This is a genomic window from Rurimicrobium arvi (assembly GCF_039540495.1).
Classification (GTDB): domain Bacteria; phylum Bacteroidota; class Bacteroidia; order Chitinophagales; family Chitinophagaceae; genus Rurimicrobium; species Rurimicrobium arvi.
In genome coordinates this window covers 262736-284348 of the sequence record NZ_BAABEZ010000024.1, presented here as the reverse complement: position 1 = coordinate 284348, position 21613 = coordinate 262736, and the positions used below count along the sequence as shown (strand labels likewise).

Sequence of the window (21613 nt, the reverse complement as noted above, 5' to 3'; positions counted from 1 at the left end):
TTAAATTCTTTTTAAGACACATCGTTTTTTATTACCATTAAAAGATCCTTTTAAGCGATTATGAAGAAAATCTTGTTGACCGGAACGCTGCTGGCAGCATTTTACGGAAACAGTTTTGCGCAGACACTTTTCACCTTTGGCGACACACCGGTAAGCAGCGAAGAATTCCTGCGGGTATATCGCAAAAACAACGCAGCCAAAGCAGACTATTCGGAAACGGCCCTGAGAGAATATATCGATCTCTATTCGCTGTTCCGCATGAAGGTAAAAGAAGCGGAATTACAGAACCTGGATACAAGCCTTTCCGTTTCCAGCGAGATCACCAACTATCGCAAACAGCTGGCGCGCAATTACCTTACGGATGAAGTGATGGTAAACCGCCTTATCCAGGAAGCTTACGACCGTACCAAAGAAGAGGTACACGTTGCCCATATTCTTTTCGTGACTTCACCGGGCACCGACACTACCGTTATCAGGAAGCGCATGGATAGTGTGTACACTGCCATCAGCACAGGGAAAGCGACCTTTGCCGATGTGGCAAAATCCATGTCTGACGATCGCGGCTCCAAAGCCAATGGCGGAGATATCGGCTTTTTTACCGGTTTGCAGACGGTTTATCCGTTTGAGAACGTGGCTTACAGCACTCCGGTTGGCAAAGTATCGGCTCCGTTCCGTACTCCGTTCGGATATCATATCCTGAAAGTGATCGACCGCCGTCCGGCACGCGGTCAGGCGAAAATAGCCCAGATCCTGATTGCTACTCCTAAATCAGCAGGCGAGGCAGGGGAAGCTACGGCGAAACTGAAAGCCGACACAATTGTGCGCGAACTGAAAAAAGGTGTGCCTTTTGAGCAGCTGGTACAAAAATATTCAGACGACAAATTCTCTAAAGACAAAAACGGGGAATTGCCTCTGTATGGCGCGGGCAACAGCATTGCTTCTATGGACGAAGCGATCGCTGCACTGAAAAAACCAGGTGATTTCACACAGCCGCTGAAAACAGAATACGGCTACCACATCATCAAACTGATAGAGCGATACCCGGTAAGACCTTTCGATTCTGTACGTAAAGAACTGAAATCGAAGGTGGAAAACGATGGTCGCGCACAGCAGGCACGTGATCAGTATTTCGTAAAAGTGCGTGAAAGCAACGGATTCAAAGCCAATAATGCAGCATTGGAAAGCATGATGGCGCAATTGAACTCCATTGCCGACACGGGTAAAGATGCCGGAAAATTCTCCGGGGCCAACTTCCCGACGGGTGGCAACAATACGCTGTTTACGCTCGCAGGCAAAAACTACACGCAAAACGACTTTATCACTTACGCAGTGGGTGTGACGCGTGGGCATATCACCGCGGGCGACCAGAAACAAGGCGTGTTCCGCGAATTGTACGGCATGTATGAAAACCAGGTGGTAACCGACTTCCAGGAACATAAGCTGGTGGAAAGCAACCCGGAATTCAAAAGCCTGATGCAGGAATACCGCGATGGTATTATGCTGTTTGAACTCATGGACCGTAATGTATGGGGTAAAGCCGCAAAAGACAGTACCGGACTGAAGACTTTCTACGAAACACAGAAAGACAAATACAAATGGCAGCCCGGTTTTAAAGGCACAGTGTACACATTCAAAGATGAAGCAGCCCTGAAAGAAGGCCAGAAATTGCTGCAGAAGAAAGACATCACAAACGAAGAATTGTCTAAAACACTGAATACCGCGAATCAGCACGATGCGGTAGCAATACAGACCGGTCACTTCGAGTTCGCCAAATACAGCGATGTACCGCAGTCTAAAATCACAGCAGGTAAATTATCTGAACCTGTGAAAAAAGGCGATGCGTACATCGTGGTAAAGGCAGATGAAGTATTCACGCAGCCAAGCGATAAATCTTTTACGGAGGCAAAAGGATACGTTATATCAGCTTACCAGGATAAACTGGAAAAGGACTGGAATGCGTTGCTGCGCTCCAAATACCCGGTAAAGATCAACGAACCGGAACTGAAGAAAATCTCCAAATAAGCGAACGGCCTGTGGCCGCAAATCAAACGGGGCAGCTGTATTACAGTTGCCCCGTTGATTTTTATGTTGATTATACCTTACGCTTCATGCCCGAGATCTCCCTCCCATTTGGAGATCACCGAAGTGGCGATACTATTGCCGACTACATTCGTTGCGCTGCGGCCCATGTCAAGTATCGGATCTATGCCGAGCAATAATGCCAGACCGGCTTCAGGTATATGAAAAGTACCAAGCGCTCCGGCAATCACTACCAGCGATGCGCGCGGCACACCCGCAATTCCTTTACTGGTGAGCATCAATACCATCAGCATACTGAACTGTGTAGCCAGCGGCAGGTGCATACCGTAAGATTGCGCGATGAACATCGCCGCGAAAGTCATATACATCATAGATCCGTCGAGATTGAAGGAGTATCCCAGCGGCAGCACAAAACTGACAATTTTCTTCCCGCATCCGAAGCGCTCCAGCTCGATCATCATTTTGGGAAATGCCGCTTCCGAGCTGCTGGTGCTGAAAGCCAGCAAGGCCGGATCTTTCATTCGCCTCATAAGTGCAAAGACCTTTTTCCCGAGAAACAGAAACGCGATCAGCAACAGCACCAGCCAGAGCGATCCGAGTCCGAGGTAAAACTCCCCGATGAATAAAGAATAGGTTTTAAGAATGCCGACGCCCTGCTTCGCTATTACGGCAGTCATCGCACAGAACACGGCAAGGGGTGCGATATTCATGATATAGCCTGTAATCTTCAGGATGATCTCCGACAATACTTCGAAGAAATGGATCACTCCCTGTGCCCGCTCCCCCAGTGCGGCAGCTGCTGTACCGAACAGGAGGGAGAACACCACTATCTGCAATATCTCGTTGCGCGCAAATGAGTCGATAATACTGGCGGTAAATACGTGCCCTAAAAAATTCCTGAGCGAAAAAGCACTTTTCTGCAGATCGACCACCGCGTGTTCACCCGGTAAGGGCAGATGCATCTGAGCTCCCGGTTCGAAAAAATTGACCCAGAACATGCCTAGAGCAAGACTCAGGAAAGAAGCGCAGAAGAACCACAGCAGGCTTTTACCACCAATACGGCCCACGGACTTAATATCTCCGAGCTTTGCCACACCTACCACCAAAGTGGTGAATACAAGCGGAGCCACGATCATCTTGATGAGCTTCAGGAAAATATCGGCCACAAGCGAAAACGGATCGGTAACCTCATCCATGCGCAGCTGGAGCGCAGATTTTTCCGCTGCAACAGATGCCGCATTTGCGGGGTTGCCGGACTGCAGCCGGTCCAATGCACCGATAGCTTCTTTGTAGCCGGAAATGTATTGCCGGTTCAGCAGAAAGCCCAGCGCTATACCCGCCGCGAGTGCGATGAAAATATACAATGTAAGCCGATTCCTGCGCGGAGCTGCCGGTTGATGATGTGCCATAGTAGTTGTGTGTTACATCAGGTTCTTTTTGATCCATTGGTGGATCATCAGCGAATCCTGATAATGCCGGATACTATCTGCAAAACGCTTCTGCTGTACCTTACGTTCCCAGATAAGGCGATCGCGCAATCTGCGTGCAGAATCGATCACATAAGTGTAACGCGGTATAAGCTGTGCATTGAACATTCTTTCTTCGAGCGACTTCCGGTTGCTGGCAACAGTATCGAACAGATATTTCTCGATCATCAGGCTCGCTATAGGACCGGCCCAGGTAGCACCATAACCCGAGTTTTCGACACATACCGCAATCGCAATTTTCGGATGTACACGCGGTGCAAAGGCTACGAACATGGAGTGGTTCTGCAGCTTCATCACCTGACCGTTTACAATCGCCTTATTTTCCACAGTCCCGGTTTTCGCGCAGACTTCCACATCAGGAAGGCGCGCTACGGTTCCGGTTCCTTTGTTCACCACATCCATCATCCCCAGTCCAACGATCGCAAAAGCCGAATCTGCGATATGGGTCACTTCATGCTTTTTAAGATACGGTGCCAGTATCGGGTCTCTCGGATTTTTGGCAACCGATTTTACAAAGTGCGGTGTGTAATAGTAACCGTGATTGGCGATGATGCACATGGAATTGGCCATCTGTAAAGGTGTACTGGCGATCTCTCCCTGTCCCATTCCGATAAATACGTTGGTGCAGGAATTCCAGGAACCATTGTACATCTTGTCGTAATCTTTCGTATCAAACAAAGTACCACCGGTTTCGTGCGGCAGGTCTACGCCCAGCGGATGCCCCAGACCGAAATCGTACATATGCTGGTAAAACTTGTGGAGTCCGTTCTTTACATTACCAAACTCCCGTTTATCGACGGAAAGGCGGTAGATATGACAAAAGTAAGAGTTGCAGGAGTTGGCTAATGCGAGCCGCAGATTAGCCGCGTGGCCACCACCGCTGTGCGTACATCCGATACGTTTGCCGCAGGCATAATAACCGCCGCTGCACGGATAGCCATAGGCCGGAGTGATCACATGTTCGTCGAGCGCCACAAGGGCCGTCAACGGCTTTTGCGTGGAGCCGGGATTGTACGACCCTTTCATTGCCCGGTTGAACAAAGGCTTGGTTGCGTCCATGAACAGCTTGCCGAAATTCTTGGAGCGTTCTTTACCGGTAAGCAGGTTGGGATCGTAGGAAGGGCTGCTCACCATTGCGAGGATACCGCCCGTTTCCGGATCGATTGCCACAATGCTGCCCAGCTTATTGCCCATCAGCTTTTCTCCGTAAGCCTGTAGCTCCGCATCAAGGTATAGTTCGATGCTGCGTCCTCCCTGGGCCGGAGTATCCAGCATACCGCCTTTATAGGAATCCCGCGGGCGGTTGAAATTATCTTTCTCCACGAAGTAGATTCCCCGCTGGCCCCGCAGCACTTCTTCATATTGCTGTTCGAGTCCGTCGATACCCACATAATCTCCCTGATTGTAGCTTCTGAAACGGTCTTTGCGCAGCATGGCGGGAGATACCTCACCGATGTAGCCAAGCACTACCGCAGCATTCGGATTGGGATACGAACGGATATTACGCTCTACCATCTGGAAGCCGTTAAACAAAAATATATTTTCCTGGAAACGTGCCGCCTGCGCGGGTGAAAGTTCTTCGAGAAATACGGTCTGGCGCACCCATCCGCCTTTGTTGACGGCCCTCTTCATCAGTTTCTCGAATGCAGGCACATCGATATCGAGTGCCTCGCAAAGACGGGCAGTATCGAAATTTTTGCGCGTCTCCACCGGAGTTACCACCAGGTCGTACACAACCTGGTTGTTCAGCATCACCCTGCCCTTCCGGTCGTAAATCACACCACGCGGCGGGTAGACAACCTTACGGAGGATAGCAATATCGTTCGCCATCACCTTGTATTTATCCTCGAATAACTGCAGGAAAAAAAGGCGTGACAATATGACTATTGCCACCATCACAAAAATGATCTTCAGAACGAGTTCTCTGGAATTAGCCGCTATCGCCATCGCTGCAGGGAGAAATTAGTAGTCTGTAAGGACTTATACGCCAAATTGTTTCAGATGATGATCCAGATGTTTATAAAACATATTGTTCCATTCCGTTGCATTCAATGCGCCGAAGGAATGCGATTCGCGGCCGTCGAACCAGGAAGCGCCCAGCTCCTGTGTCTTATGCAGGTAGGATTCGAGTCTTTGCTTTTCGTTGCTGAATTCGCGCTGATCGCTGATAATGAATTGCGGTGCGGTAGGATTGTTCTGTTTGTACGGCTGCTCGCCCACTACTTTCGGTTTCACCATTTTGCGCAACATCCATTTCATAATGCCTCCGGGCTTGCGGTGCCTTTCCGGCTCATACACCATTTCGTAGGTAACGTTGCAATGGGCCAGCATTTGGCTTACATTCATCTTGCCCCACAGGGCACGACTTTCGGGGCTTAACTTTCCAATGCGCGCAACGAGCTCATCGGTAACTTCTCTGGAGAAAACCTGTGGTAAAGCCATAAAGAGGAGATTTTAAGCGTAAAAATACTATTTATACAATTGACAGAAGTGCCTGTAATGCGTCTATTTCGTAGGTAGGCTTTGCGCTGTGCACAATTTTACCGGGATTAAAGTACACAGCATCCCAGCCGGCTCCCATGGCGCCGAGCACATCTATTTCCAGCGCATCGCCGATCATCAGGCATTCGTTTGCATCACCTGCTCCGGCAGCCTGCTGTGCATACAGGAATATGTCACGCTGCGGTTTAATAGCATTGCTTTTTTCGGACGTGATCAGTTCGGAAAAATACTGCTTCAGTCCGCACTGCACCAGCTTTTGCGTTTGGGTGGTTTCGAAACCATTGGTAATGATGTGGAGCTTGTATTTGCTGCTGCAATATTCAAGCACCTCCTTTGCATTGGGGATAAGTGCTTTCTGGGTGGGCAGTATCTCTAAGTAAGCACTGCTCATTTCGTGAGCGGTCTGTGTATGCGGCACCTGGAAATCCAGGAGTGTATGCCACATACGCTTCCAGCGCAGCTCATCGCGTTTGATAAATCCTTTGCGGAAACGGCCCCAGAGGCGGTCGTTGTGACCGTTGTATACGTTGTAGAAAGCATCGAAATCAGTAATGCCGCGCGACTCCAGGTCGAAAAGGCGGTATATACGCAGCATGGTTTCCCGGGAATTCGTGTCAAAATCCCAGAGCGTATGATCCAGATCGAAAAAAAGATGCTTGTACACGATAAAACGAAAAAAGCCCTGTCCGGGCAAGAAAGAAAAAAGATGCAACCAAAAAGCGCAGCAATCGCATTGGAGCCGATTGCTGCGCTCTGTTATGCCTTCAAAAACTATTTTTTACGATAGTAGATTTTATCGTCGTTGAATTCTGTCAGCGATTGCAGAGAAGGGTTAGCGAGACGCTCGTACATGCGGGAGATCTCGATCTGTTCTTTGTTTTCGTGAATTTCCTCGAGGTTATCAGTATGGCTGCCGAACTCTTCCAGTTTTTTATGTAACTCTTCTTTCACTACAACAGAGATCTGACCTGCACGGCGCGCCATTACAACAATACTTTCGTAAATATTGCCTGTTTTTCCTTTGATCGCGGTTACATCGCGTGTTTCGATCAGTGGGTTTACAGCTGCGAGTGCTTTTTTATTGATACTCATTTTTTGATTTTTTTTAAATTGATGCTTGCTAAGGTAAAGTATTTTTCCGCGTCTTTGATATATTTTGAGTTCGGCCAGTTATCGACCATCTCCTGATATGCATTGATCACGTTAACGTAACGCTCTTCCTGTTTGTCTTTTATGCTCTCTTTGGCAAATTTGTAATGCGCCTTCACGATCATGAACTGGTATTCGTCCATGCGCTTTGAAGCGGGGAAATCATTCTGTACGTTGCGGTACACCACGGTGGCGGCCCGGTACTGACTGATATCGTAATACAGTTTGGCGGCAAGCGCTGCCTTTTCCTCCAGTTTATCCTGCATTTCAACGATATAGCCTTTAGCCAGATCCACGCTCTTGCTGTCCGGGTGATCATTGATAAACTTCTGCATTACCTCCAGCGCCTTTTCGGTGTTTGTCTGCATGACGGTCACTTTGGGCGACATACGGTAGATCGAATAAGCGTGCAGGAAAGAAGCCTCTTCAGTGTGAACGGAGTTCGGAAACACTTCGGTAAAGAACTTGAAATAGTACGAAGCATTGTTCCAGTCCCTGAGATTGTAGTAGGAATAAGCAAACTTATACAGCATCGCCTCGAAGTTCTTCGTCCCCTTCATTACGGGCATCAGGTCTTTGAACAGCTCGTTTGCGTGCAAATATTCTTTCTTGTCGAAATATTTATACGCCATTGCCAACCGGTAGTTTACATCTTTACTGCGTCTGACTTTTTCGAAGCCGCCACAGGAAGCAAGAAGTAAACCGAAGCCGCAAACGGTGATAAGCAAAGACTTGCGTACATTCATAAGAGGCGCAAAAATACGAAATGACAGGGCAAAATCCTAATCTGTTTCGAAAATCAGTGTTAAAACCGCAACCCTCTGCTTACGGCTGTGAAACGGCTTCTGCTGCAAGGGATTCTGCCGTCAATCGACTATATTTGCAGCCTATGCAGGATTTACAGCAGAAAATTGCCGCATTACAGGCAGAAGTAAATGATTTTCAGGCAAAAAGCGCCGCTGAACTCGAGCAGTTCCGTATCCGTTTTCTGGGAACGAAAGGACTGGTGAAAGAACTGCTTGCCTCGATGAAAGAAGTACCGGCTGAATTAAAAAAAGAGGCCGGCCAGATGCTGAATGCGTTCAAGCAGTCGGTGGAAGCACGCTTTGAATCGTTTGCCCACCTGCAGCAATCCGGAAAGAAAAACGACAACAATATAGATCTGAGTCTGCCCGGAACCAGCATTCCGTTGGGCACGCGCCATCCATTGCGGATGGTGGAAAATAAAATCGTCTCCATCTTCGAAAAGCTGGGATTCAGCGTAGCGACAGGTCCGGAGATCGAAGATGACTGGCACAACTTCACTTCCCTGAACATGCCGGAAAACCACACTGCGCGTGATATGCAGGATACATTTTATGTGGCTACCAACCCCGATTGGGTATTACGCACGCATACTTCTTCCGTACAGGCCCGCATGCTGGAGCAGAGCGAACTGCCCCTGCGCGTGGTATGTCCCGGACGTGTATACCGCAATGAAACGATCAGTGCAAGGGCGCATTGCTTCTTCCATCAGTGCGAAGGGCTTTATATCGACAAAGGCGTTTCGTTTGCGGACCTGAAGCAGACTTTATATCATTTTGTAACGGAAATGTTCGGGCCGGATACCAAAGTACGTTTCCGTCCTTCTTATTTTCCGTTCACAGAACCGAGTGCGGAAATGGATATTTCCTGCACGGTGTGCGGTGGTAAAGGCTGCAGCCTGTGCAAGCATACGGGCTGGGTGGAGATATTGGGTTGCGGTATGGTACATCCGAACATGCTGCGCAATTTCGGGATAGATCCTGAGGTCTACTCCGGTTTTGCATTCGGCATGGGCGTGGAACGCATTACCCAGATCCGTTACCAGGTAAATGACCTGCGCCTGTATTCCCAGAATGATGTACGTTTCCTGCGCCAGTTTCAGGCCATAGAATAATCTCCTTACCGTAAGTTTTACAGATTGAAAGAAAACCCCGTGATGCTTGTTACCGGAGCCAGTGGATTCCTCGGAACTCACCTGGTGCGCGCATTGAGCAAAGCCGGTCACAGCGTAAGGGCATTGTATCACAACAATAAGCCTGAAGGCGGGCTGCTGCAGTTGCCCGGTGTCCAATGGATGCAATGTGACCTGCTGGATGTTTTCGCGATCCGTGAAGCCCTGGAAGGCATAACCCATATCTGTCATTGCGCGGCGAAAGTATCTTTTGCACATAGCGACAAGCAAAGGATGATCCGCGATAATGCCGACACAACAGCCAATCTTGTGAATGTTGCCCTCGAATTCCCAGGCATACGCATGCTGCACGTAAGTTCTATCGCCACGCTCGGCAGAGGCAACCTGGATCATCCGCTTTCCGAAACGGATGTATGGGAGGAAAGCAAAAACAACACGGCCTATGCACGCAGCAAATTCCTGTCGGAAATGGAGGTATGGCGTGGCATTGAGGAAGGACTGGATGCAGTGATGGTCAATCCGTCCATTATCCTCGGGGCAGGCGACTGGGATAAGGGAAGCGCGCGATTACTTAAGATCGCTGACAGCGAATTCCCCTATTACACCGAAGGCATCAATGGCTGGGTGGACGTACAGGACGTGGTTGCAGCAATTATATTGTTACTGCAGTCCAAAGTGAGCGCCGAGCGTTTCATTCTTTCGGAAGGCAATCACAGTTACCGCGAGATCTTCACGCTGATGGCAAATGCTTTAGGTAAACGTCCTCCGCATAAAGAAGCGCCGGAACTGGCGACGAAGATCATCGCAGGCTGGAACGAACTCCGCAGCCGGCTCACAGGCAAGACGGTAACCATTACCCGGGAAACGGCGCGCACAGCCCGCACCCGCTGCTTTTACAACAACGCAAAATTCTTAACTGCATTTCCGGAGTTTCGCTATACACCCATACATGAAACCATCGGCCGCATGGCGGATGCGTACCGGCAACAACTGGATGCGTAGCATTCCTCCCGTTTATTACAGTGCAGCAATCAATCGAATGTCACTTTCACGGGACAATGATCGGAATGCTTTACCTGCTGCAGGATGGCGGCACCGGTAAGCCGTGAACGCATCGATTCTGAAACGCTGATATAATCGATACGCCAGCCCTTATTCCGTTCGCGGGACGCCGCGCGCTGACTCCACCAGCTGTATTCGTGGGGTTCCTGATGATACACCCGGAAGGTATCCACAAAGCCTCCCTGATCAAACCAGCGGTCCATCCAGGCACGCTCTTCGGGCAGGAATCCGCTGCTGTTCTTATTGCTTACCGGATCGTGGATATCGATAGGTTTGTGACAGATGTTATAGTCGCCGCAAATCACCAGGTCAGGTTGTTCTGCCTTTACGATTGCCGCGTATTCGAAAAACTCTTCGAGCCATTGGTATTTATAGGTCTGGCGGACTTCGCCCGTGGTACCGCTTGGAAAATAAGCATTCAGCAGCGTGAAACTGTCGAAATCCAGCCGTATCACCCTACCCTCGAAATCGCTTTGCTCAAAGCGATTGCCAAGGTGTACCGAGAGCGGCTTTATTTTCGTGAATACCGCTACCCCACTGTATCCTTTTTTCTGAGCGGCAAACCAGCAGATCTCATATCCCAAGGCCCGGATCGCATCGAGCGGCACCACATCTTCCGTTGCCTTTACTTCCTGTAAAGCAATGATATCGGGGTTTTCGATTGCCAGCCATTCCGCAAAGCCTTTTTTCAGCGCACTGCGGATGCCATTCACATTGTAAGAGATCAGATTCATACCGGTTAAGGATCAGACAAGGAAATAGAACAAAAGTCCGGACGCGAAAATATGCACAAACAGCAATAACCAATCGCTCCGGCGGTTGAAATTGAAATCGCGTTTTTTCCAGAATTGCTGCAGCAATACGGGAGTAAGTATTCCGGAAAGGAGGAATTCTATGGATACCAATACCGCGCCGAAGCGCAACAGGTTGCCTCCGGACCACCACAAACCCGCTATGAGCAGTGCACAACGCAACGCCATCAGCTGCATGAAAACGGAAAGATGATTGAGCCCTTTCAGCACGAATAAATAGCCGTTACCGTATATACACCACACGCACCACACCAGCATTTCAGCAACAAATAAGCCTTCAAAAGGCAGTGTATGACGGGTCCAGTACAGGAACACCGGTTCGTACAGCGGCACGCAGACAATCACCGACGCCAGCAGCAAAGTACCGAGATACCGGCGTACCAGTTGCAGCAACCCGCTCAGGAGCGCTGCATCTTTCAGCGCGAATAACTGCTGCAGTCTCGGAGTGTAGGTATTGAGCAAAAGATTTTGCGCAAGCAGCGGAGCGTTCACCATCGTACGCAGGGTACTGAACAGCGCTACCGATTGTTTCGAGAAGTGAAAAAGGGAAAGCATGATTACAATGCCATCCGTACTGAGCTTTTCGAAGAAATTGCCCGCATACAGCCGACCGGCTTCCCGGAATGATCTCCAACCCTGCTTTATGGAGCGAAAAGTGAGCCATTGCGGAAGCGGATATAACCGCGACAGGTAGACCTGGTAGGCAAGCGTGACAAGTGCAATCAGGATAATATCGGCACCGACCACCTGACCGAAGGAACCACCCAGGGCCAGCAATCCCGCCAGTAAGGCAATCTCCAGCCCCACCAGCAGCACCTCAAGAAACAGGTTGTGCCATACCAGTCCGCGTGCTTCCTTGGCCGCAGCATACATACGTTGTCCGTTCTGAACCCCGCACACCAGCAGGTATAACGACACGTACATGGGTAATCCGTTACCGGTCACATCCTGTACCGGAACATTGAACAAAGCAGCGCACCAGCCAGGCTGCAGCGATAATGCAGCAAATACCGTACAACCCAGCAAGACGGTGAACAGCGAGGAAAACGAATGTCCGGATGACAGGATACGGGCGGCGGCAGCCTCATCTGTGTGGTATCCGATGTTGTAAGCATTCACCACATACCGTACAAAGCCATCAGAAAGAAACAGGAAAACTGCGCGTGCGGAAAGCAGCACTGCCCAGAAACAAAATACCCTTGCACCCCAATGCGATAACATCATCGGGGTGAGCACAATAGTTTTTGCGAACGAGCCGAGGAAATAGGCAATTGTCCAGAGCGTTCCTTTTTTCAGGTGATGTGCGGCCAAATATTACGACTGGTTATTATTTCCCAAACGTACAAAAATATCGGGCTGCATCTGCATAAACTTGATGGAGCCGCGTTAATATGTCCGTGCGAACAAGTAAGTTTGCACCCTGAAAAAAGCACTTCCTATGCAAGGACTCCAAATGGTGGATCTGAAACGCCAGTATCAGAAAATCAAAGCCGAAGTAGACGCGGCTGTATTGAGTGTTATGGAAAGCGCCGCGTTCATCAACGGGCCTGACGTAAAACATTTCGCGACCGAACTGGCGGAATACCTGGGTGTAAAGCACGTTATTCCCTGTGCCAATGGTACCGACGCGCTGCAGATTGCGCTGATGGCGCTCGAGCTGCAACCCGGCGACGAGGTGATCACTCCTTCATTCACTTATATCGCAACGGTGGAAGTGGTGGCGCTGCTGCGACTGAAACCGGTATTCGTGGATGTGGATGCAGACACCTTTACCATGAACCTGGACAGTGTACGCAATGCGATCACCGACAAAACAAAAGCAATTATCCCTGTACACCTGTATGGTCAATGTACGGATATGGCGCCGCTCATGGAGCTTGCCGCTGCACATAATATTCCGTTGATCGAAGACAATGCACAGGCAATCGGCGGCTATTATACTTTCCCGGACGGAAGCGTCAAAAAAACAGGCACTATGGGAATTGTAGGCTGTACCTCTTTCTTCCCTTCAAAAAATCTGGGTGCTTACGGCGACGGCGGAGCAATGTTCACGAACGACGATACACTTGCAGAGAAACTGCGCATGATTGCGAACCATGGTCAGAAAGTGCGTTATTATCATGAAATGGTGGGCTGTAACAGTCGTCTCGACAGCATACAGGCTGCGGTATTACGCATCAAACTGAGACATCTGGATGAATATTGCGATGCTCGTATAGCAGCTGCTGACTACTATGATAAAGCGTTTGCGGACAACCCCAATATTGAGACTCCTTACCGTGCACCATACAACAAACATGTTTTTCATCAGTATACGCTGAAGATTAAAAATGCAGATCGCGACAAACTGGTGGATATGCTCGCGGAAAAAGGCATTCCATCCATGATCTATTACCCTGTTCCTTCCCACAAACAGGAAATGCTGCGCGATTTCGGCGGAGAAGCATATACATTACCGGTAACGGATTTTCTGAATACCTGCGTGGTCTCGCTCCCCATCCATACGGAGCTTACGGAAGAGCAGCTTGCCTACATCAGTTCACACACTAACCAGATCGTCGACCAACTCAGTAAATCATGAATGTAGTTACCACTCCTTTTGAAGGATTACTGATCCTTGAACCGAAAGTATTCGGCGATGAGCGCGGTTATTTCTTCGAAAGCTTTAATGAAAAAGTATTTACTGCAGCTACCGGTTTCCCACACCGTTTCGTGCAGGACAATCAGGCCCGGTCTTCGCGCAATGTATTGCGGGGACTGCATTACCAGAATGAACCCGTTGCACAATCCAAACTGATCCGCTGTCTTCAGGGATGTATCTGGGATGTGGTGGTGGACCTGCGCCGCGACAGCAGCACTTACGGTCAGTGGTATGGTGTGGAGCTCTCCGATGAGAACAAACGTCAATTCCTTATTCCCCGCGGCTTCGCACATGGCTACTCCGTTCTGTCCGAAACTGCGGAAGTATTTTACAAGTGCGACAATTTCTACAGTAAAGAACAGGAAGGCGGCGTATTGTACAACGATCCTGCGCTGCAGATCGATTGGAAGATCAACCTGAACGAGGCGATCGTCTCCGAAAAAGATATCATGCAACCGCTGATGAAAGATTGCAACAGTCAGTTCTGATTATTTACAAAACCCACATTACATAACGAAGCCGTCCCTTTTGGAGACGGCTTTGTTGTATAAGATACCCGGTGGCGCAACAGGATTGCACCACCGGGTCTGAAGGTTCTATTGGAAGATATTTCCGACAGTACCCTGCACTTTCTGAGCCAATGCATTTGCTTTTGTCTGCAGCTCTTTTCCGGTAGCAGGATCGCCGATAATTTCCATATTACGGCCCATCTGGAAGATCAGCGACACATCGTCACGAAGTGACCCAAGTTGAGAATTTCTCGCACTTTCATTCAGTCCGATCGCCCAGTTTACATCCGCTTCGGCATTCCCTGCAATTTTCATTGCCAGGTTACGGCCTTTGTCCTTAGCTCCTGCGGTGGTGTAGGCAACGGCCATCATGAACGAAACGCGGTCGTATTGCATGCTTTCCTCTGTAATGCTGTTCATCACCTTGTCGAGCACCTTGATCGCATCCGCATTTCTGCCCTGCGACACCAGAGTTTCGGCAAGACGTGCGACGCCCAAACGATAAGCATAGAACATCAGGCGGTTCTTCTCGTCGAAATACACATTTTTACGATCGGCATTACCCCACTGGAAGATGTTATTGTAGAGATTCAGTGATTTTTCGATATTCACAAAACCAGGCTCTCTGTTCGGCATGTTCATCGTTGCGCTGTCCACATACTTAAATGGCACAAGACGCAGTACGAGTCCGTCGGTACGCAGGTAGTCGCTGAGGTTCAGGTAGTTGTCGCCCGGAAGCCCGCCACCAAAGCAGATAGGGCGTTTCCAGCCTTCTTTCGCTACTGCGGCGATGATGTTCATGATCGCGAGCTGATCTTTGGTGTAGTAGGAATGGTCGAATGTAAAACGTACATCCGTGCTCACTTTTGCAGTATCACCTGCAGGCAGCAAACCTATTTTCACGAGTTCTTCCTTAGGCAGTGAGTTGATGAAGAAATTTTTGGAAGGAATGTAATTCACCAGAGAACCGTCGGAAAGCGCCTGTTTATTCTGAGGATCGTCGTCCGCCATGAAACGGCAGGATTCTTCCAGGTTGAAGAAGCGGTCTTTAGGGATTCTCGGATTCTCTACATAATATACAACGGTACTTCTGTCTCCTAGGTATTTGTCGCGGCTCCACAGCATCGGTACAGCGTCGGCATCATTTACTTTATAGCTCAGTTGCTCGATGTACCAATCAATACCCAAAAGGCTGGTGTTGATCGTACGCACGTCTGTGCGGATGCCTTCCACTTCCTGCAGGTACCACAAAGGATACGTATCGTTATCGCCGTAAGTGAACAGTACCGCATTGCTGTCACAGGACATCAGCACGTTATAAGCACTTGCGCGGGCGAGTGTTTTTTCGGAGCGGTCATGGTCATCCCACTCTTTTGCCGCCATCAGCACAGGAACTGCCAGGAGGCAGATAACAGTTGCCGCGATAGCCGATGTAGACGGAGCTTTTACAGCCTTGCGCAGCCATTGCTCTACCATCAGCACACCCAGACCGATCCAGATCGCAAATGCATAAGTGGAGCCGGCAAACGCGTAGTCACGTTCACGCGGTTGCAACGGAGGCATGTTCAGATATATACCGATAGCAATACCGGTAAAGAAGAACAACAGGAATACGATAAAGCCATTGCGTTTGTCACGGTTGAACTGATATACCAGACCCAGTACACCCAGGATAAACGGCAGCAGGTACAGCTCATTGCGGGCTTTATTGTCGCGGTAGTTATCAGACATAGCGTCCATATCGCCCACTTTACCTTTATCGAGGAACTTGATACCTGTAATCCAGTTACCGTTTTGTGCCTCGCCCTGACCTTCAAAGTCATTCTGACGACCGGAGTAGTTCCACATGAAGTAGCGCCACCACATCCAGTTCATCTGATATCCCATGAAGAAACGGAAGTTATCACCGGAAGTAGGTTCGTCGTTATCGGTCAGACCCAGGTATTGTTTATAGAAATTGCCATGCTCCGGCTGATTGTATTCCCAGATACGCGGGAAGAAACGGGTGCGGTCAAAAACCGGTTCAGATTTTTTACCAACAATGATATAAGCATCTTTACCATTCTTTTTGCCTTCTGCATAAGAATCTCCTTTTTTCTCCATGCGTGTCATCGGACTGTTATAGTCAGGACCGAACAGCAGGGGTTGGGATCCGAATTGCTCACGGTTTACATAGCTCAGCAAACGGTTGGCATCGTCAGGATTGGTCATGTCGATGGCGGGATCTGCTTTGGAGCGGATCACCGGAACGATGTAGCTGGAAAAGCCGATCAGGATGAACATCAGGCAAAGCACGCTTGTATGCAGCAGGTAATTGCCTTTCTTTTTCGCATAAAACAGCAACCATACGAGTCCGGCAATGATCAGCAATACGAGTATGATTGCACCTGTATTGAACGGCATACCGAACGAATTCACGAACAATTTGTCAAATGCAAATGCCAGCTTGGGAATACCCTGCAATACGCCGAACTGCACAAAACCCAACACCGCGCATCCTACAACGAAAGCCACGAGGGTTCCTACGGCAGTCACCTTATATCTTCTGAAATAGTAGATAATACCCACAGCAGGGACAATCAGCAAGTTCAGTAAGTGAATACCTACGGAAAGACCCACCATATAGGCGATCAGGAGCAGCCATTTGTCGGAGTGACGCTGATCGGCCACCAGTTCCCACTTAAGGGCAGCCCAGAAGGAGATCGCGGTTACGAAAGAAGAAGTCGCATATACCTCGGCCTCCACTGCGGAAAACCAGAAAGTATCGGAGAATGTGTAGGCCAATGCCCCTACAAAACCGGCTCCCATGATGAGTGCCGTGGTATTGGTTTCCGGATTTTCAATATCCTTGCCTACCAATAGTTTTTTGGCAAAATAGGTGATGGTCCAGAATAAAAATAATATCGTAAGCGCACTCATCAACGCAGAAAAGGAGTTGATCGCGAATGCAACGTGTTGTTTATCAACGAAGATACCGAACATACGCTGCAGCATCATGAACAAAGGTGCCCCCGGGGAGTGACCCACCTCCAGTTTATACGCACAGGAAAGAAACTCTCCACAATCCCAAAAGCTTACTGTGGGTTCAAGGGTCATCAGGTAGACAATGAAGGCAATGCCTCCCGCCAACCAACCGCATAGGTTGTTGATTTTGCGATAATTCATTCAGCGATATTATTTATGAAATATGAGGAACAAAAATAAAAAAATAAGATTACGAAAACACAGTAAACGACTTTTTGCTAAAATTTAGTCGCTCTACCGCAAAATACTGTTGTACACATCGCGTACTTCCTTGTCCTGCTCGTAGTCGCGCATTATCGTCACACTGCGTTTCAGCGCATCAAGCTTCACATTGTTGAGCGGTTCTTTTCTGGCCTTCGGCGAAGACAGGGATTCGGCTATCTCCTTCAGCTTTCCGGCATAATATTCGCGGAAGCTCTTGACACTCTGGTCCGGGATCGCTTTCTCCAGCATGTTCATAGTGGCTGTAAACGCGGCAACGGAGGAAATATTTTCGGCGTACAGCAATTCGAGATAAATTAAACTTTTATTGGCTTCGTAAAAGTCCTTTTCGCTGCGGAGGAACAGCGCAGTATCTTCAGCATGGGCACTTTCCGCGATCACCAGCCAGCTTTTGCTGTACAGGTTTGTATTGGGTTTGGCATTTATATGTTGCTTTGCGAGTCCGTAAGCGAGTGAATCTTTCAGTTCATACAAAGCATATACGGCGTTCCCGGCTACCATATAGGAACTGTCGTTCACGGCTTCACGTAACGAAGGAATTATACTGCGCTCTTTCCATTTACCCAATAACTCGATCGCCGCCGCACGCACAAGGTTATTATTATCCTGTACCGCTATATGGCGGAGCGCTTCTATCCATTCTTTGCGCGCCGCTTCCGCTTCAATGCGGGAAAGCAATTCCACTGCCGACTGGCGGATACCCGCATAGCGGCTTTCAAGGCCGAGATTCATGATCTTCCGCGCATCGGCACTGTTGATGAGCTTCGCGCCGGACCGCAAAGCATTGTATTCCGTGAGGTAATCGCCGCCGCTCTGCATCTGGCGCAGCCACATGGCGCTTGTCTTCTGATCGGAGATGGCAGCAGGCAATACGTGGGGAGCATCTATGATCAGCAACGGAGGCTGCCCGTTTTCGTACGCATATGAAAAAGTATCCTTCAGTTGCTTCAGGTCCCAATGCAGCATGCGCGTTCCGGTACCGGACACCCATTTCACATCCGTGGGTAAATGATAGGCCGGCGCTTTCTGATTCACCGTAACCAGCATCCGCTGCGCAGCATCGTTATAAGTATATTGTATCGTCAGCTCCGGATGACCTCCGCGCAGGTACCATTGATCGAAAAACCAATTCCAGTCGCGGCCGTCGGCCTCTTCCACGGCAAGCCGCCAGTGCACCGCTTCCGCAGATTGCAAACGGTTGCGGGTAAGATAGTACTGCATGGCCTTGCTGAATTTCTCATTGCCCAGCAGGTAATGCAGGTAATGCAGGATTGCCCCACCCTTCTGATAAGAAATATGATCAAACATTTCTTCTTTATCACCGTAATAAAAACGGACAAGCGCAGGATCTGAATAACTCGCTCCGTTCAGGTAGCGTTGCAGATCGGAGTTGGCGAGCCTGTCGGCATAATCCCTGCCATATTTATATTCACGCCAGAGATACTCGCCATAATTGGCAAACGACTCGTTTACGGTAAGATTGCTCCAGGATTCGGCTGTTACCAGGTCTCCGAACCATTGGTGGAAAAGCTCGTGCGACACCACATCTTCATGGTTTTCATCTTCATACTGACGTTTGTCCTGGTTCATGAATTCCCCGAAAAGACTGGCCGAGGTGTTTTCCATGGCACCGGAAACATATTCCCGCACAACGATCTGATGGTATTTCTCCCAGGGAAACCGCACACCGGTAATCCCGGAAAAAAAACCGATCATTTCCGGCGTATTGCGGAACATCATTCTGGCATAAGGTTCATAGGCAGGTTCCACATAATAGTTCACTTCCTTGTCCTCCCATTTATCTTTCACGATGGCAAAGTCACCGATCGCAAACATAACCGCATACACCTGTATAGGCTCCGGTGTTTCCCAGATGTCTGTACGGAGCGAGTCTCTTTTATGCGAAGAAACCATACGTCCGTTCGAAAGCGTCACGTAACGATCCGGCACTGTGAGCGACAGGCGAACCGGCGTGCGCATATTGGGCTTGTCGATAGTAGGCATCCAGTGGCTGTTGGCCTCTGTCTCGCCCTGCGTCCATATCTGCACCGGCATTCCTGGTTTCGCGTTATCGGTGTTGATAAAATACAGGCCACGGTCGTCGGTGATCGCTTCGCTGCCTTTGGAAGAACCCGCATAAGGCATCGCAGTGTAAGCGATTTCCACGCGCAGCAGGGAGTCGTTACGGAAAGAAGCCGTATGAATATGCAGCTGCAGACTATCATAACGATATGCCGCAGGGTGTCCGTTGATACTTACCGCATCGATCTTCATGGATTTTGCGTCCAGCACCATGGAATCCGGAACGGTAAAGAAAGGAGCCATTTCCAGTATGGCTTTACCCTGTGCGGTTCTGGCCTTATAATCAAAAGAAAGGCTTACATCCGTTTTACGGAAACGCCATTCGATCGGCGCGCTGCCGCGATATTGTTTGCGCGGATCATTAAAAGCCCTTACGGTAAGGGTATCCAGGTTACGCATGCCACCCTGCACCTTACGGCTTCCGTGGCAGGATGCCAGCAAAGCCGTCACCCCGATCAATAAAAAACGTCTCATCTTAAAAATGACTGCATACAACAATAGATACCGGAAAGGTATCTATTGTCGCACTATGAATACTGTTTTTCCCGCTTAGGACTGCTTCAGCATTTCGCGGATCTTTGTTTCCACTTCAGTGGCTACTTCAGGATTATCATTCAGGAAGGTTTTCACGGCATCGCGTCCCTGACCGATCTTCGTATCGCCGTAAGAGAACCAGGAGCCGCTTTTGCTGAGCACGCCGAGTTCCACACCCATATCGATGATCTCCCCTACTTTGCTCACCCCTTCTCCGAATACCAGGTCGAACTCTACCTGACGGAATGGAGGTGCCACTTTATTTTTCACCACTTTCACGCGGGTACGGTTACCGCTTGCCACATCACCATCTTTGATCTGGCTTACACGGCGGATATCCAGGCGCACGGAAGCGTAGAATTTAAGCGCATTACCACCGGTAGTGGTTTCGGGATTTCCGAACATCACACCGATCTTTTCACGCAGCTGGTTGATGAAGATACAGCAACAGCCCGTACGCGAAATAGTAGCAGTGAGCTTACGCAAAGCCTGACTCATCAGCCGGGCATGCAGGCCCATTTTGCTGTCACCCATTTCTCCTTCCAGCTCTGATTTCGGAACCAGTGCCGCCACGGAGTCCACCACCACTACATCAACCGCTCCGGAAGAGATCAGGCGATCTGCGATCTCCAGTGCCTGCTCACCGTAATCCGGTTGCGAAATGATCAGGTTGTCTACATCCACTCCGAGTTTCTTGGCATAGTTTGCGTCGAATGCGTGCTCCGCATCGATAATCGCGCAGATACCGCCTTTCTTCTGAGCTTCGGCAATCGTATGGATTGCGATGGTTGTCTTACCGGAAGATTCAGGACCGTAGATCTCGATGATACGGCCACGCGGAAAACCGCCCACACCCAGTGCAACGTCCAGTCCCAGGGAACCGGTACTGATTACGTCAACGGCATCATTTTGTTTATCTCCCAGTGTCATTACGGAACCTTTTCCGTAGTCTTTTTCAATCTTGTCAAGCGCGAGCTTGAGTACCTTCAATTTGTCGTCTGCAGCAGATGCCATTGTATAGAATATTTATTTGTTACGATGTTGTTGGAATGTTCAAAAATACAAAATCGGGAGCGGAAAAAAGGAACAATTTTAGCCCGCGCCCGGGTCTTTAAGCTCAGATGTTTTCATATAAATCTGCGGCTCATATGGATTCGGGAATTCTCAGGCACCGGAGTAATATTATGGTTTCATCCGGCAATATACGGTAGGCATACTCGTAAATAAAGCAATAATAATTTCCCCGCTGTGAAAACCGGGAAGCGGTGCTGTAGCGAAAGTCAAAACCCTTTTCCGCGAGTTGCTGCCTGTCCAGCCGGATGCCATGGTATTCTGCGGCAAGCAGTGCCGATAAAATCTCCAGGTTACGGAGCAATGCATTGTTGATCTGCCGTATCAGCAGCCGGTTTCCGGCCTTACGCTTATTGTTGAAAAGGTTGCGGCAACGGCTGCTGCAAAAGCGTTTGTCTGTTCTTCCCCGCATAGGCCGTGCACAGCGGAGGCATAGAGGTTTCTGATGTTCCATCGTTCTTCTGTTAGTTTTTATTCGTCTGAAATAAGCGCTTATAACCATTTATGAAAGCTCATAAACCATTAGCAAGCATAACAAAGAT

At 49.2% G+C, this 21613-nt stretch carries 17 protein-coding genes; 5 read left to right on the top strand and 12 right to left on the bottom strand.

Annotated elements, in window-relative coordinates; all coding sequences use genetic code 11:
* Positions 1-60 precede the first annotated feature (60 nt).
* Positions 61-2022 carry a peptidylprolyl isomerase gene (locus tag ABD846_RS13775; protein WP_344828228.1) on the top strand — a complete coding sequence of 654 codons (1962 nt, stop codon included), beginning with the start codon at positions 61-63 and terminating at the stop codon, positions 2020-2022.
* 77 nt (positions 2023-2099) lie between these two features.
* Here ABD846_RS13775 and ABD846_RS13770 read toward each other — a convergent pair whose 3' ends face one another.
* The 6 genes from ABD846_RS13770 to ABD846_RS13745 form a co-directional block, all read right to left on the bottom strand.
* Entirely contained in the window at positions 2100-3449 is a 1350-nt protein-coding gene (locus ABD846_RS13770) for a dicarboxylate/amino acid:cation symporter (protein WP_344828225.1), read from the bottom strand.
* Positions 3450-3461: 12 nt separating this feature from the next.
* Positions 3462-5474, bottom strand: a complete 2013-nt coding sequence (mrdA, locus tag ABD846_RS13765; protein ID WP_344828220.1) for a penicillin-binding protein 2 — start codon at positions 5472-5474, stop codon at positions 3462-3464.
* A gap of 33 nt (positions 5475-5507) precedes the next feature.
* The gene (locus tag ABD846_RS13760) at positions 5508-5969 is read right to left on the bottom strand and encodes a DUF1569 domain-containing protein (protein WP_344828217.1); all 462 of its coding nucleotides are present in this window, start codon (positions 5967-5969) and stop codon (positions 5508-5510) included.
* Between the two features lie 31 nt (positions 5970-6000).
* Entirely contained in the window at positions 6001-6693 is a 693-nt protein-coding gene (locus tag ABD846_RS13755) for a YjjG family noncanonical pyrimidine nucleotidase (protein ID WP_344828214.1), read from the bottom strand.
* A 107-nt stretch (positions 6694-6800) separates the two neighbouring features.
* Complete coding sequence (locus tag ABD846_RS13750; protein ID WP_344828211.1) at positions 6801-7121, bottom strand: DNA-directed RNA polymerase subunit omega; 321 nt, start codon at positions 7119-7121, stop codon at positions 6801-6803.
* The gene (locus ABD846_RS13745; protein WP_344828208.1) at positions 7118-7924 is read right to left on the bottom strand and encodes an outer membrane protein assembly factor BamD; all 807 of its coding nucleotides are present in this window, start codon (positions 7922-7924) and stop codon (positions 7118-7120) included. The genes ABD846_RS13750 and ABD846_RS13745 overlap by 4 nt, the downstream gene beginning before the upstream one ends.
* Before the next feature lie 143 nt (positions 7925-8067).
* Here ABD846_RS13745 and pheS point away from each other — a divergent pair, with 143 nt between their 5' ends.
* Together pheS and ABD846_RS13735 are read left to right on the top strand one after the other, a co-directional pair.
* Positions 8068-9096, top strand: a complete 1029-nt coding sequence (pheS, locus tag ABD846_RS13740) for a phenylalanine--tRNA ligase subunit alpha (RefSeq protein ID WP_344828205.1) — start codon at positions 8068-8070, stop codon at positions 9094-9096.
* A 24-nt stretch (positions 9097-9120) separates the two neighbouring features.
* Positions 9121-10116: an NAD-dependent epimerase/dehydratase family protein gene (locus tag ABD846_RS13735; protein WP_344828202.1), complete on the top strand. Its 996-nt coding sequence runs from the start codon at positions 9121-9123 to the stop codon at positions 10114-10116.
* A 29-nt stretch (positions 10117-10145) separates the two neighbouring features.
* Here the strand turns inward: ABD846_RS13735 and ABD846_RS13730 are convergent, their stop codons facing one another.
* Both ABD846_RS13730 and ABD846_RS13725 read right to left on the bottom strand, forming a co-directional pair.
* Positions 10146-10910, bottom strand: coding sequence for an exodeoxyribonuclease III (locus ABD846_RS13730; RefSeq protein ID WP_344828199.1), 765 nt, complete (start codon positions 10908-10910; stop codon positions 10146-10148).
* Between the two features lie 12 nt (positions 10911-10922).
* Positions 10923-12299 carry a hypothetical protein gene (locus tag ABD846_RS13725; protein WP_344828196.1) on the bottom strand — a complete coding sequence of 459 codons (1377 nt, stop codon included), beginning with the start codon at positions 12297-12299 and terminating at the stop codon, positions 10923-10925.
* A 127-nt stretch (positions 12300-12426) separates the two neighbouring features.
* On the opposite strand from ABD846_RS13725, the gene ABD846_RS13720 reads away from it, so the two are divergent.
* Positions 12427-13569 (top strand): DegT/DnrJ/EryC1/StrS family aminotransferase, encoded by a 1143-nt coding sequence (locus ABD846_RS13720; RefSeq protein ID WP_344828193.1) that lies wholly within the window; start codon positions 12427-12429, stop codon positions 13567-13569.
* On the top strand, positions 13566-14117 hold the full coding sequence (gene rfbC, locus ABD846_RS13715; protein WP_344828192.1) for a dTDP-4-dehydrorhamnose 3,5-epimerase: 552 nt from the start codon (positions 13566-13568) through the stop codon (positions 14115-14117). The genes ABD846_RS13720 and rfbC overlap by 4 nt, the downstream gene beginning before the upstream one ends.
* 108 nt (positions 14118-14225) lie before the next feature.
* Here rfbC and ABD846_RS13710 read toward each other — a convergent pair whose 3' ends face one another.
* From ABD846_RS13710 to ABD846_RS13695, 4 genes are all read right to left on the bottom strand, one after another.
* Positions 14226-17303: a glycosyltransferase family 117 protein gene (locus tag ABD846_RS13710; RefSeq protein ID WP_344828189.1), complete on the bottom strand. Its 3078-nt coding sequence runs from the start codon at positions 17301-17303 to the stop codon at positions 14226-14228.
* A 93-nt stretch (positions 17304-17396) separates the two neighbouring features.
* Complete coding sequence (locus tag ABD846_RS13705) at positions 17397-19940, bottom strand: M1 family aminopeptidase (protein WP_344828187.1); 2544 nt, start codon at positions 19938-19940, stop codon at positions 17397-17399.
* 75 nt (positions 19941-20015) lie between these two features.
* Positions 20016-21014, bottom strand: coding sequence for a recombinase RecA (recA, locus tag ABD846_RS13700; protein ID WP_344828184.1), 999 nt, complete (start codon positions 21012-21014; stop codon positions 20016-20018).
* Between the two features lie 130 nt (positions 21015-21144).
* The gene (locus ABD846_RS13695; RefSeq protein WP_344828182.1) at positions 21145-21525 is read right to left on the bottom strand and encodes a hypothetical protein; all 381 of its coding nucleotides are present in this window, start codon (positions 21523-21525) and stop codon (positions 21145-21147) included.
* Positions 21526-21613: the final 88 nt, after the last annotated feature.